Source organism: Stenotrophomonas sp. BR163 (assembly GCF_047520985.2).
In the GTDB taxonomy this organism is placed as follows: domain Bacteria; phylum Pseudomonadota; class Gammaproteobacteria; order Xanthomonadales; family Xanthomonadaceae; genus Stenotrophomonas; species Stenotrophomonas sepilia.
Map to the genome: position 1 here is coordinate 63,841 of NZ_JAXBRE020000019.1, position 13,902 is coordinate 77,742.

Sequence of the window (13,902 nt, forward strand, 5' to 3'; positions counted from 1 at the left end):
CTCCTGTAGAGCCGAGCCCATGCTCGGCGGCTCTTCGACCAGATTGCGATGAAGCCCGCGCTGCGCGCGCAAGCCGAGCGTGGGCTCGGCTCTACAACCACGTGTCGTTCACCTTCACACTCCTGTGGAGCCGAGCCATGCTCGGCCCCGCTTCGGCCACATCGCGATGAAGCCCGCACCGCGTGCAAGCCGAGCGTGGGCTCGGCTCTACACCGGCGTGTCGCCTGCAATATCGATCAGGGTCTGCCGGAAGCTGGGCAACAGCACGCGGTTGCCATGCCCGCTCAGGTGATCGTTGTCGAAGAACAGCGGCTCCCCGTCTTTCACCGCCGAACAGGTCGTTGGCCCGCACAGCAGCGGCAGCGGATCCCACACCGTCAGCGATGGATAGCGCACCGCCAGTTCGGACAGCAACGCCATCTGCGGCGCGCGCAGCCTTTCCAGGTCGGCGCGCGGCATGCTCAGGCCACCGGCACAGGCCGGGTTGCGGCGGTTGAACCAGTCCGAACAGCGGTACGCACCGGCCTTGAACAACGGCAGCGGCGCATCCACAACCACGTGCACACCCAGCTTCTGCAAACGCCCCAGCACTCGATCGGCTTCATCGCGTGCAGCTTGTGCATGCGCGGGCGTGCGCTCGGCCAGCAGTTGACGATAGATTTCCTGTGCATCCTGCCGCCGCCAGTCGAATCCGCGCAGCTCCGGCATGCGCAAGGCCGCCAGCAGCACGATGTCACCCGGGCGCGCCTCGCGTTCGATGGTCGACAGCGTGTGCTCAATGAAGTCCCGGCAATCGGCTGGACTGGCCCGCAGCAGATTGACGAAGCTGCAGCCGCCGCGATCCTGCTGGCGCACCTCCATGCCGGTCTGCCGCGCGACCATGCTGGTCATGGTGCGATACGCCGCTGCATGCGAGTCGCCGGCCACGAACAGGCGCCGTCCTTCAAGCGCCGGCGCACTCACCGGCTCCAATGGGCGCCACGCGGGGTAGCGACGCGCCTGCCATGCATAGCCGTCACGGGTAACGCTCAGCGAGACCTGCTCGTGGTACTCCACGGTGGCCCAGGCACCCGCACCACACAGCGCCACCACCGGCAACGCCATCGCCAGCACCTTGGCCGGTGCCAGGCGCAGCAGCGGCGCCGCACTGCGCAGCGGACGCTCGATGAAGTGATACGACGCAGCTGATACCGCCAGCAGCAACACCGGGTACAGCCACAGCGCGGCACCGTGCAGGCCGTAGGTCCAGCGCAGCAGCACCAGCAGCGGCCAATGCCACAGGTACAGCGAATAGGACAACCGGCCCAGGTAGGCCAGCGGTGCGCAGCCCAGCGCGCGGGCGAGGCGCGATGTCCCCGGCGCCGACACGCTTGCCAACAGCAGCAGGGTACCGGCCACGGTGGCCAGCACACCCGGCACCGGCATCGCCAGCTGCGGGGCGATCACCACGCCTGCGGCCAGCAGCGTCAGGCCGGCCGCTGCAACCGCACCACCGTTCTGGCCCGGCGTACGAGTACGCATCCACTGGTACAGCAGCGCGCCCGCAGCCAGCTCCCAGAACCGCGCCGGCAGCAGATAGAACGCTGCCGCTGGTGCCGTCTGCGCCTGCCAGCCCGCCCACGCCAGCGACAGCACGGTGAGCCCCGGCAACAGCCAACGCGACCACGGCCAGCGCTCACGCCCGCGCAGCCAGACGAAGAACAGCAGCGGGAAGACCAGGTAGAACTGCTCCTCCACCCCCAGCGTCCACGTGTGCAGGAACGGGTTCAGTTCCGCGCCGGGTGAGAAGTAATCGTCCTGCTGGCCAGCCAGCACGATGTTGCTGAAGCCGACCAGCGCGGCCCAGCCGGTCTGGTCGAACTGTTCATTGCGCCACGCGCGGGGAATGAACAGCGCCGACAGCACGAAGGTGGCCATCAACATCACCAGCAGCGCGGGAAGCAGGCGCAGCACGCGACGCCGGTAGAAATCGAGTAACAGCGCGCCCAGCGACGCATGAGTGCGCGAGGCCAACGACTGGCTGATCACGAAGCCGGACACCACGAAGAACAGGTCCACGCCGGTGAAGCCACCGGGCAACCATGCCGCATTGGTGTGGAACAGGATGACGGCCAGCACCGCCAATGCACGCAGGCCGTCGATGGCAGCGTTGTGGGAACGTTCGGGAGCAGACATGCGGGTGACCGGCAGCGAGCGATCCGGCAGCATCGCCACCGTTTGCGCAGTCATTCAATGGACGATCGCGACAGACATGGACATCGTTCAGGTCCGGTCCCGGAGTGACGCGATTGTAGAGCCGAGCCATGCTCGGCTGCTCTTCGTTCAGATCGCGATGAGCCGAGCATAGGCTCGGCTCTACGGCAGCAGCCAGGGGTCAGAGTCCATTGCCGTGGCAATGGGATCCGACCCCGCTGCACGCCCGCTTACCAGGCCATGCGCAGGCCCAGCTGGCCACCCACATTGCGGTAGCCATAATCACCACGCTGCACGCTCACGCCGCCCCACGCGCCCCAGCGCTGGCCCAGCTTCAGCTCGGCACCGGCCTGCACCTCGTAGCGGTTGCGCGGCACGTCTGCGCCCAGCGTGTCGCCGTTGAACTGCAACGTGCTGGTACCGCTGCCACGCAGCCAGTTGACGCCCAGGTACGGCTGCACCGTGTTGCCGGCGGCAGTGCCGTGACCGAACACGCGCACGCCCACGCGCCCGCTCAGGCCACCGGCATCGGCACGGTCGACCACCGTGCCATTGCGCTCCACGTGCCGATCAGCGCGGAAGTCGACATGGCTCAGTTGCAGCTGCGGCTGCACGTACAGCGCGCTGGTGGGGCCCTGCCACACGGTGAAGGTGTAGCCGGTCTCCAGCGACGCACTGGCCATGCGTGAGTCGTAGCGCTCCGGTTCCAGGCTGATGCCCTGCACCCGATTGTCGAAGCGGCCGTACTGCAGCGCTGCGTCCACGTAGGCACCTTGCGCGCCTCCGGTATCCTGCAGCCAGGTGCCGTACACACCCACTGCGTTGCCACGCACCCGGCCGGTGGCGCTGTAGCCGGTCAGCCGCGAGACGGCACGATTGTCGGCGCGGCCGCTGCCGAGCATGACGCCGAACGCGGCATTGCCCCGCTGCAGCAGATCGCTGCCGATCTGCAGCACCGAGGTGGTGCCGTCCACCGACAGCTGACTGCCGACCGCGCTGAAATCGGCCTGCTGCCGGCCCACCCGTGCCCAGGCCTGGCGCTCAGTGCCCCGCGAACGGGTGCCGCTGCGCTCATGCATGCGGTGTGCAAACAGGTTGATCGCTGCAGACTGGTTGGCCAGGTAGGCACCGGCCTCCGGGCGCAGTACCGGCGGCGGCAGGATCGGATCGACTGGATCCACCGGGTCCACAGGGTCGGTCGGATCGATCGGATCCGGGCCCGGATCGACCACGCATCCTGGCCCGGCCGGATTGTCCTTGCAGGCATCAAACCACTGCGAACGCAGGTACCAGTTGCCATCGGAAGGATCGGCCACACCACCCTTGAACAGGAAGTACTCGTACGACCCACCGACCGCACGCCCGGCCAGCGTGTAGCTCGCCAGGGAAGCACCGTCGATCTCGATCAACCGGATGCCATCCACCGTGGGCGCCCCCACACCGCCCATGTTCTTCACCAGGATGCTTGCATCGCCCGAGCTGTCGCCGCGCACATGCAGGCGGTCGATCGCGCTGTCATCGCCTGCCAGCGCGCCCTGGAACAGGAAGATGGCGTTCTCGCTGTGCAGGTCGCCGTCCACGGTGAGCGTGTTGAAGCGACCGGTGCCATCAGACAACGCCAGCCCGCTGCCAAGCACCTGCAGTCCACCAACCGTGGCATCGCCGGTGAGCGTCCACTGGCTGCCACCCTCGATCGCCAGCGTCTGCACCAGATCGGATGAACCCTGCCACAGCGAACCGTCGGCCAGGCGCACATGCACTTCGGATTGCGGCACCAGCCCGGCGTCTTCATCTTCGGGGGTGATGACGATGTCACCCACCAGCTGCGAGCGACCGTCCAGCACCAGATCGAAGCGCCCGGCCACAGCGGCGTCCAACGCCAACCCGATGCCGTTGCTACCCGACACCAAGGCACCGTTGGACAACGTCAGGCCCGGGTCGCGGCTGCTGCGCAGCCACACGCCGCCGTGCCGCGCACTCACCAGCGAGCCGCCGTCGATGCGCATCCGACCGTTGTCGTTGATCACTGCCGCCCATGCGCCCTCGCCTTCGGTGCGTACATGGGTATTGGTCAGGGCCATCTCGCCAACAGCCCCGGACAGCACGCCGTGGGCGCCATCTCCGGTGGTCAACACGGCACTGTCCGCCAGATGGATGCTGCCACCCTTCCGTGCAACGGCGCCAATGGCGCTGTCGCCGGTCGTGCTGAGCAACGTTTCATTGGCATCAATGCGAGGGCGCACAAGACCACTGGCTTCCGCGTACAGCGCATGGCTGGAAACGCCGGTGGTATGGACCTGCACATCCTCCAGCGTCACCGCACCGCCACGATTGTCCATGCCAACGCGATTGTCACCTTCGCTGCGGACAACACTGCGCAGGAGTTCCAGTACCGCCGAGTCGTGGACAGCAATCGTGGCCGCTCCTCCATCACCCAGCAGTTCGGATTCCCGGATATATGCAGTCGTTCCCATTCCTGAGATCTGTAGCGCCTCGTTCACCGAACGCACGCGACTGTCAACCAGCTCCAAACGTGCACCGCCATTTGCGCTGATGCCGGAGTCGCCGCGAACGTCCACTGATTCCAGCTGCATGCTCCCACCGCGGGCAACGATCGCCATGCTCCCTGCTGCATCTGCAACAACGGAACCGCCCAGCATCACGACGTCACCACCACCGGCCAGCCCGGTTCCCATTCCCTGCATCCTTATGTGCACATTGCGCAAATCACCAGTACTTCCCGTGTGGATGGCGACGCCAAACCCGGTCGCGCCCTCATGGGTAACTTGTGCGTCCTGCAGACGCAGGGATGCGCCCGTATTGGCCAAGGCGACATAGGTGCCGGCAGCGCGGCTGATCAGGTTTGCCGTCTCCAGATGCACTGTGCTGCCCGCCCCACTCGCCAGGACTGCATAGGCATTGGATCCTTCGGCAACCACGCTTCCTCCCAGGAAGTTGATGAAGCCACCTGCACTGGCGACCAATCCATGCGCCCCCTGACCACGGGTGGTGATCTGGCCCACACTCACGCCTGCCGAGGCGGCGTCCACTTCGATGCCATGACTGTTCACGCCTTGCGTATCGATGCGCACGTTTTCGGCACGCAGTTGTGCGCGATCCTGCACCGACATGCCGGCAGCACCGTCGCCCGACGTCGCGATCTCCGTATCTTTCGTCAGATCGATGGTGGTGCCGCTGCCCTCCAGCCGGACAGCAGCCGCGCCCGCACCTGCTGAGCGCAACACAATCCCACCCGTGGTTTCAATGCGGCCGCCGTTAAGCGCGTAGAACACGTAACCTGCGGGGTCACCGGGCAGCACCGGCTCGGTGGTGTGGTATTCGCCCGCCGGAGGTTCTTGCAGATCACCGTCGGCCACGACCTGCTGGGCACGGGCCGGGGGAGCGAGGACAAGTGCAGCAGCCAGGGCAGCGGCCAAGGGATGGCGAAGAGGGAGCGCGATAGGCATGGGGGTATCTCCAGACGGGCGCACAGCCTCCCGTCATGCCCCCTCCACTTCCATCGAAAAGCTTGCAATGGCGATTGCGTCAGAATGTCGCACCTGACCGCGATGTCGGCACAGCCGCCTTAACGCCCCCTATCCCGGGCTGATATGGCAAGCCGCCTTTGCAACAAATTGCATGGGATCGACGCCGGCGCGATCGGACACTGGCAGCCGTTCCCGACACGCTTGTTCGCATCCTCCGGATCACCTCACAAAACCTTCACAAGTCGAAGGCGTATACGTCACCTCGCTGAACAGGGGTTTCCGGCTGTCATGCAGTGTCCCGCTCACCTCTCCATGCAAAGGACCACATCATGAACCTTCAACCTGCCCACGCCCCGTCGCTTCGGCCACTCGCACGTGGCCTGCTGCTGGCACTTTCCGCAATGTCTGCCAGTGCCGCATTGGCCGGCGATCTGGATGGGCAGACTGCCGAGGTTGTTGCAGGCGATGCGGTGGAAGCCTGGACCCTGGAAAATGGCTCGAAGCTGACTGTCACCGGTGCGCAGACCGATTCGATCACCAGCACCGACTCCAGCGTTTTCCTGAGCAAAGCAACCATCGCGTCAGCGACAGCTGGCAGCCGCGCGCATGTAACACTGCACGGGAACTCGACACTGAACATGACCGGCTCGATCGTCCGCGATGGTACGGTCCACGTCTACGACAACTCCTCCGCGCACATCGTGGGCAGCAGGATCAACAGTTCAAGCTTCATCGGCGTCGATCTGACCCACGCCCCTTTCAGCAGCAGCTTCAACCCGTCGGCCGTCATCGATTCCAGCTTCGTCCGCGCCGAGCTGTCCGCTGGCGCCTCTGAACTGAACAATGGTCATGGCGTGCGCATGTTCTTCGGCGACATGACCATCCAGAACGGATCCCGCATCGAGGGTGGCAACACGGCGGCCTACCTTACAGGTCGAAGCGATCTGCCCGGTTCCACCGGCGTTCTTTCGTTCCGGGTCGACAACTCGGTGCTGAAGTCCGATAGCGGAGCAGCCATACGCGTAGCTCCGTTCGCGCTGCTTCCGAGTACTCAGTTCGATATCACCGTGGCCAACGGCGCGCAGCTGATTTCTGGTGATGGCAACCTGCTGTTGTTCCGCACCGACCAACCTGCTGTGGGTCCGGGCCAAGGCACGGTCAACTTTACCGTGGATGACGCGCGGTTGATCGGCAACGTCAACTTCGATACCGCCACCACGCTCGGGGCACTGAACGTCTCCCTGCGCAACAAGGCACAGATCGACGGCCGCTTCCTCAACGTCACCTCGGCCAGCATCGACAGCGACAGCACCTGGCTGATGACCGGCGACAGCAATGTCGGCCATCTGGCGCTGGGCAGCACCGGCACCGTGGCACTGGGCAATGGCAGCACCTTCAACACGCTGACCGTGGATACCTTCGATGGCGCCGGCGGCACCCTGCTGTTCAACACCCAGCTGGGTGACGACAACTCGGCCACCGACAAGCTGATCATCAAGGGCGACTCGAACGGTCAGGCCAACGTGCGCGTGCTTAACGCTGGCGGTGCCGGTGCGAAGACCGACAAGGGCATCGAGCTGATCCGCGTGGGCGGTGCGTCCAATGCACAGTTCGACCTGCAGGGCCGCGCGGTGGGTGGCCAGTACGAGTATTTCCTGTTCAAGGATGCAACCAACGGCGGCTGGTACCTGCGCTCGGAGCTTGCCGGTGTGCCAGATCCGTGCGTGGCGGATCCCACGTTGCCGGAATGCAAGCCGGTCGATCCGGTCGATCCCATTGACCCAGTCGACCCGACGCCCGTACTGCGCCCGGAAGCCGGCGCGTACCTGGCCAACCAGTTCGCGATGGACCAGCTGCTGCGCCATGGCTGGCGCGACCGCCAGGGCGGCACCACCTCCGCCGTTGATGGCGTGCGTGGCTGGGCCCGTGTCGATGCCACGCAGAGCAAGCTGTCGGCGGTGGAAGACCAGCTGGACCTGCGCGTGGACCGCTCGCGCCTGCAGTTGGGTGCGGACGTCGGCGTGTTCGACAACGGGCAGGGCCGCGTAGGCCTGATGGGCACGCTGGCCAAGTCCGATGCCACCTCGCGTTCGCAGCTGACCGGCTACAGTGCACGCGGCAAGGTCGACGGCGGTGCGCTGGGCGTATACGGCAACTGGAGCAACGATGCACTGTATGTGGATGCCAGCGTGCAGCGCGGCCAGTTCCGTAACCGCGTGCAGGGCGAAGGCCTGGCCGAGGAACGCTACGACTCGGACATCTGGCAGTCGTCGCTGGAAGCGGGCTATCGATTCGGCATCGGCCAGATCGGCAGCACCGCGCTGAGCCTGCAACCGGAACTGCAGCTGGTCTATACCGATGCCAACACCGATCGCCACCAGGAAGCGAACGGCACGGTGGTGCGCAGCCTGGGCGACAGCGGCCTGTCCGGCCGCGTGGGCCTGCGTCTGCAGGGCGAATCTCGCTCGGCAGCGGGTGCCTCGGTCAGCCCATATGTGGTGACCAATTGGTACCGCGATGGCGCCAGCAACGGCATGGCGTTCGACGATGAAGCGCTGAAGGCCGGCGTGCCGCGCAACCGCTATGAGCTCAATGCCGGTGCGCGCGTGGACTTCCGTTCCGGGCTGAGTGCGTGGGGTGGCTTCGGCGTGATGCGTGGTGACCATGGGTACCGCGAGGCCACTGCCAACCTGAGCATGTCGTACCGCTGGTAATGTAGAAACACGCACGGCGCCGGATGATTCCGGCGCCGTTCTGCGTTCTGTAGAGCCGAGCCATGCTCGGCTGATTCTCGACCAAGTCGCAGTGATGCTGTGCTACGCGAGTGACAGGGGTTGGTCACAAGCTTCCAATGACTGAGCGCCATCAATCACACAGCAGCGAAGACGAGTTGTCTGAACCCCAAGACCGAGGCCAGTGCGGGCTAGTGCTCTTTACAACTAGTTGCATGGCCGCTGGGCAATCCGGTAGAGAAACTAGGCCCCGTAGCGGCATGCGCTGACGTCAATGCCCCGGAATTGCCTTTTCTTCACCGGCCATTGACTACCCACTGCCTCCCTAGGCAAACCAATGTTCAGGGCTGCGATCGTTGCCGAGCTGAACGCATTCTGGTTCATGGAGATGATCATGCAAGACCGTTCCCAACTGTCGCCTCTACCGATACAACTGCTGGCACGTTGCCTCCTGGCAACGCTGGCCCTGCTGCCTGTATCCAATGCATTTGCCGGTGTTCTAGACGGCACAGAGGCCACGATCGAAGCCGGTGCCCCGGTTGAAGAATGGACGATTCGCAACGACGCATGGCTTACTTTTCAGGGTGCGGAAGCCAATGCCATCAGGTCAGATAGCTCGTATCTCGCCGCGTTTGAATCCACCATCAACCGCACCGGTGACCATCAGTATGCGATCAGGTTGAATGGAGACTCAACCCTGAGTTTCGGAACCAGCACGTTGCGTGGCGGTGGTATTCACGTGGGCGGCAACTCATACGCCCATCTGTCTCGCAGCCGCATTCTAGTGACCAGCACCGAAGGACTGTCACCAACCGCCACCCTCAGCATCGGACTTTCGATGGGTACCACGCCTGACGAAGCAGCTCAACCCGGTGCATGGGCCATCATCGATTCCACCTACATCCGCGTGGAAGACACGGCCGCAGGAAACGATATCTCCAGCGGCCTGGGCGTGCGCATGGAGAATGGTAAGGTCAGCATCGTCAACGGATCGCACATCGATGCGGACAATGTGGGCGTGCTGATGCATGGATCGCTGTACACGCCCGACATGCCCCAGCTCGACGTCGATGGGTCCACGATCTCGTCCCGGCGTGGTGCCGCGATTCGGGTAGCCACCGCACAGCCTGCAGACTTCGTCATCAACGTCAGTAATGGCGCTCAGCTGCATGGCGGCAACGGCAATCTGCTGCAGGTCGATTCCCGCTCCGGCACTCCTACGCCAGGTGCCAGCCACGTAGCTTTCAACGTGGATGATGCGCGGCTTGCCGGCAATGTCAGCTTCGACGCAGCCACTGTCGACGGCACCCTCGACGTCTTCCTGCGCAACAAGGCACAGATCGACGGCCGCTTCATCAACGTCACCTCCGCCAGCATCGACAGCGACAGCACCTGGCTGATGACCGGCGACAGCAATGTCGGCCATCTCGCCTTGGGCAACACCGGCACCGTGGCGCTGGGCAATGGCAGCACCTTCAACACGCTGACCGTGGATACCTTCGATGGCGCCGGCGGCACCCTGCTGTTCAACACCCAGCTGGGTGACGACAACTCGGCCACCGACAAGCTGATCATCAAGGGCGACTCGAACGGTCAGGCCAACGTGCGCGTGCTTAACGCTGGCGGTGCCGGTGCGAAGACCGACAAGGGCATCGAGCTGATCCGCGTGGGCGGTGCGTCCAATGCACAGTTCGACCTGCAGGGCCGCGCGGTGGGTGGGCAGTACGAGTACTTCCTGTTCAAGGATGCCACCAATGGCGGCTGGTACCTGCGCTCGGAGCTTGCCGGTGCGCCGGATCCGTGTGTGACCGACCCGACGCTGCCGGAATGCAAGCCGGTCGATCCGGTCGATCCCATTGACCCAGTCGACCCGACGCCCGTACTGCGCCCGGAAGCCGGCGCGTACCTGGCCAACCAGTTCGCGATGGACCAGCTGCTGCGCCATGGCTGGCGCGACCGCCAGGGCGGCACCACCTCCGCCGTTGATGGCGTGCGTGGCTGGGCCCGTGTCGATGCCACGCAGAGCAAGCTGTCGGCGGTGGAAGACCAGCTGGACCTGCGCGTGGACCGCTCGCGCCTGCAGTTGGGTGCGGACGTCGGCGTGTTCGACAACGGGCAGGGCCGCGTAGGCCTGATGGGCACGCTGGCCAAGTCCGATGCCACCTCGCGTTCGCAGCTGACCGGCTACAGTGCACGCGGCAAGGTCGACGGCGGTGCGCTGGGCGTATACGGCAACTGGAGCAACGATGCACTGTATGTGGATGCCAGCGTGCAGCGCGGCCAGTTCCGTAACCGCGTGCAGGGCGAAGGCCTGGCCGAGGAACGCTACGACTCGGACATCTGGCAGTCGTCGCTGGAAGCGGGCTATCGATTCGGCATCGGCCAGATCGGCAGCACCGCGCTGAGCCTGCAACCGGAACTGCAGCTGGTCTATACCGATGCCAACACCGATCGCCACCAGGAAGCGAACGGCACGGTGGTGCGCAGCCTGGGCGACAGCGGCCTGTCCGGCCGCGTGGGCCTGCGTCTGCAGGGCGAATCTCGCTCGGCAGCGGGTGCCTCGGTCAGCCCGTATGTGGTGGCCAACTGGTACCGCGATGGTGCGAGCAACGGCATGGCGTTCGACGATGAAGCGCTGAAGGCCGGCGTGCCGCGCAACCGCTATGAGCTCAATGCCGGTGCGCGCGTGGACTTCCGTTCCGGGCTGAGTGCGTGGGGTGGCTTCGGCGTGATGCGCGGCGACCACGGATACCGCGAAGCCACTGCCAACCTGAGCATGTCGTACAAGTGGTGATGTAGAAACACGCGCGGCGCCGGATGATTCCGGCGCCGCTCTGCGCTCTGTAGAGCCGAGCCATGCTCGGCTGCTCTTCGCTCAGAACGCGGTGAGCCGAGCGTAGGCTCGGCTCTACAGGAATGTCGCGATTGCCACGCTGTGGCGTGCGCCGCACGATTGCAACGTTTTCGAACTTTCCAACAATTCTCATTGGCAGCATTGGCGCTTCATGCAAATCATGTAGCGCCACCAACAACGGGTGGCACGGGCTTGCAATCCCGTTTGGTTAATGTCGTTTACGCTTGCCTGCCGGCGTCGCCCTTTCCTTGTTGGGTGGCGTCGGCAGGCATTCTGTCCGCGCTTACATGGCGGGCGGTGCGTGGGGGCCTCGCGCCCGCCGGCGTTTGACGACGTTAGCCACCGGTATTGCAACCACGCACCGTCCGCCACCCTCGCTGTTAAGCAGGGTGGTCCCTTGCCGCTTGCACAAGGACGCCGCCATGACCGCTTCCCCCTACCCGCACCTGTTCGCCACCCTGGGCGAGGCCGCCACGCGCCTGCCCGATGACCTGGCCCGCACGCTGGAAGATACCTTCGTTGCGCTGCAGACCGGCAACAGTGCCGGGGCCATTACCCTGCAGGCCTGCCTGCAGCGCATCCGCCAGGGCGATGCCGCCGATGGCCAACCATGGCCCAGCAACAACCGCACGCCCGGGCAACGTCTGGCCCTGGCGCGCATCGACCGCGCCAATGCGGGGCTGAGTTTCCTGCTGGAACTGCTGCACGCCACCGAACGCGTACGCGTGGACGGTGATATCGATCAGCAGATGGGTGATGGCGCGCGCGAGGGCCTGCTGCTGGCGTGTCGTGGGCTGGCCGAGTATGTGGATGTGCAGTTGCGGGCAGCGTAAGCAGCGCGCGTCCTGAACTGCGGAGGAGCGCTCAGTTCAGTTGCACGCTGCGCGCAATTGCAACGATTCCGATGGCTCATCATCACAGGAGCACCAATAGTGCGCACTTCTTTTCAGGGAGTGTTTCGATGCACAAGATGATGGTTCCGCTCACCCGCTATGCGCAGTTCACTGGCCGCGCAAGCCGCAGCGAATTCTGGTGGTTCCAGTTGTTCATCATGATCGTTTCGATCCCGCTGTATCTGCTGAGCTTCTATGCCGGCTACAGCGGTTCGCGGGGCCTGGCCATGGCATCGACTGGACTGAGCGTGGTGATGTGGCTGGTGTTCGCCTTGCCGTGCATTGCCGCCACCATCCGCCGCCTGCACGATACCGATCGTTCGGGCTGGTGGTTGTTGCTGGGGTTCGTGCCGTTCGTCAGCCTGGTGCTGCTGGTGTTTCTGCTGCTGCCCGGCACGCCGGGTGGCAACCGCTTCGGTACGCCGGTACCGCACGTGTAACCAGCCCGCGTTGGTAGGTGTCGACCTTGGTCGGCACGGTGTTGCCACCGGCTGCTGACACATCCGTGCCAACCCAGGTTGGCACCTACCAGAGCAACATCGATGTGCTTCACTTGGGGTCAGATCCCTTTGCGGCGCAAAGGGATCTGACCCCACCCCGAAGGTTGACCCAGCAGGGCAGTACCGCTGCTGCTACGCGAAGTGCTGGTACCCGCCGTCGGCGGCTTCGCCGTCCACGTGTACGCCCTGCCCTTCGGCAATACGGCCGATGCGGGTGAGCGGCATGTCCAGCGATTCGGCCAGGTAGTGCAGCGCGTCGCGCTGGTCGGCGGCGGCGGTGAAGCACAGTTCGTAGTCGTCGCCACCGCGCAGTGCGCAATCGCGTGCACCGTCGCGGCCGAGCAGTTCCCGCAGTGCGTGCGAGATCGGCAGCAAATCGGCATCCACGTGCGCGGCCAGGTTGCTGCGCGTGGCGATATGACCGAGGTCGGCCAGCAGGCCGTCGGACACATCCACCGCCGCGTGCGCGAAGGCCCGCAGGCGCAGGCCCAGGGTCACGCGCGGCGTCGGCCGCAGCAGGCGCAGGCGCAGGTATTCGTAGTCAGCCAGCAGGGTAGCCGTGGCCACGCTCAGTGCACCCTGCTGCCACAGCCGCAGCGCACCGGCGGCATCGCCCAGCGTGCCGCTCACCCAGATATCATCACCCACCTGCGCGCGGTCGCGGCGCAGCGCCTGGCCGCGGCCGACCTGGCCCATCGCGGTGACCGACAGCGACAGCGGGCCGCGCGTGGTGTCGCCACCGATCAGCGCGATGTCGTGCTGGTCGGCCAGAGCGAAGAAGCCATCGGCAAAAGCCTCGATCCAGTCTTCCGACGCTTGCGGCAGCGACAACGCCAGCGTGCACCACGCCGGGCGCGCGCCCATCGCGGCCAGGTCCGACAGGTTGACCGCCAGGGTCTTCCAGCCGATGTCGAAGGCCGGGGTTTCCACCGGGAAGTGCACGCCGCTGTTGAGCGTGTCGGCGGTAACCACCAGTTGTTCATTGGCACGCGGCTGCAGCAGCGCGGCGTCATCGCCGATGCCGAGCAGGATGTCGTCGCGCTCGAGGGTGCGGGCGCGGATGCGGTCGATGAGGGCGAATTCGGCCAGGGACATGGGGCGTTCCCGCTGTTGTACGTGCCGCGCAGGGCGCGGTGGGCGGTAGTGCCCCATGTCCCTGGCCGAATTCGCCCTCATCGACCGCATCCGCGCCCGCACCCTCGAGCGCGACGACATCCTGCTCGGCATCGGCGATGACGCCGC

At 65.3% G+C, this 13,902-nt stretch carries 7 protein-coding genes; 4 read left to right on the forward strand and 3 right to left on the reverse strand.

What is annotated here, in order from left to right:
* Positions 1–207 precede the first annotated feature (207 nt).
* Positions 208–2,229 carry an acyltransferase family protein gene (locus ACM0PY_RS15460; protein WP_180885335.1) on the reverse strand — a complete coding sequence of 674 codons (2,022 nt, stop codon included), beginning with the start codon at positions 2,227–2,229 and terminating at the stop codon, positions 208–210.
* Between the two features lie 194 nt (positions 2,230–2,423).
* The gene (locus ACM0PY_RS15465) at positions 2,424–5,660 is read right to left on the reverse strand and encodes an autotransporter family protein (protein WP_414609455.1); all 3,237 of its coding nucleotides are present in this window, start codon (positions 5,658–5,660) and stop codon (positions 2,424–2,426) included.
* A 350-nt stretch (positions 5,661–6,010) separates the two neighbouring features.
* Here ACM0PY_RS15465 and ACM0PY_RS15470 point away from each other — a divergent pair, with 350 nt between their 5' ends.
* The 4 genes from ACM0PY_RS15470 to ACM0PY_RS15485 all read left to right on the forward strand — a co-directional run bounded on the left by ACM0PY_RS15470 (position 6,011) and on the right by ACM0PY_RS15485 (position 12,600).
* Entirely contained in the window at positions 6,011–8,395 is a 2,385-nt protein-coding gene (locus ACM0PY_RS15470; protein ID WP_495493273.1) for an autotransporter outer membrane beta-barrel domain-containing protein, read from the forward strand.
* A gap of 856 nt (positions 8,396–9,251) precedes the next feature.
* The gene (locus ACM0PY_RS15475; RefSeq protein ID WP_495493274.1) at positions 9,252–11,207 is read left to right on the forward strand and encodes an autotransporter outer membrane beta-barrel domain-containing protein; all 1,956 of its coding nucleotides are present in this window, start codon (positions 9,252–9,254) and stop codon (positions 11,205–11,207) included.
* Positions 11,208–11,689: 482 nt separating this feature from the next.
* Positions 11,690–12,100, forward strand: coding sequence for a hypothetical protein (locus tag ACM0PY_RS15480; protein ID WP_134972013.1), 411 nt, complete (start codon positions 11,690–11,692; stop codon positions 12,098–12,100).
* 128 nt (positions 12,101–12,228) lie between these two features.
* Positions 12,229–12,600 (forward strand): DUF805 domain-containing protein, encoded by a 372-nt coding sequence (locus ACM0PY_RS15485; RefSeq protein WP_180885343.1) that lies wholly within the window; start codon positions 12,229–12,231, stop codon positions 12,598–12,600.
* 192 nt (positions 12,601–12,792) lie between these two features.
* Here ACM0PY_RS15485 and thiL read toward each other — a convergent pair whose 3' ends face one another.
* Positions 12,793–13,755 carry a thiamine-phosphate kinase gene (gene thiL / locus ACM0PY_RS15490; protein WP_180885345.1) on the reverse strand — a complete coding sequence of 321 codons (963 nt, stop codon included), beginning with the start codon at positions 13,753–13,755 and terminating at the stop codon, positions 12,793–12,795.
* Positions 13,756–13,902 lie beyond the last annotated feature (147 nt).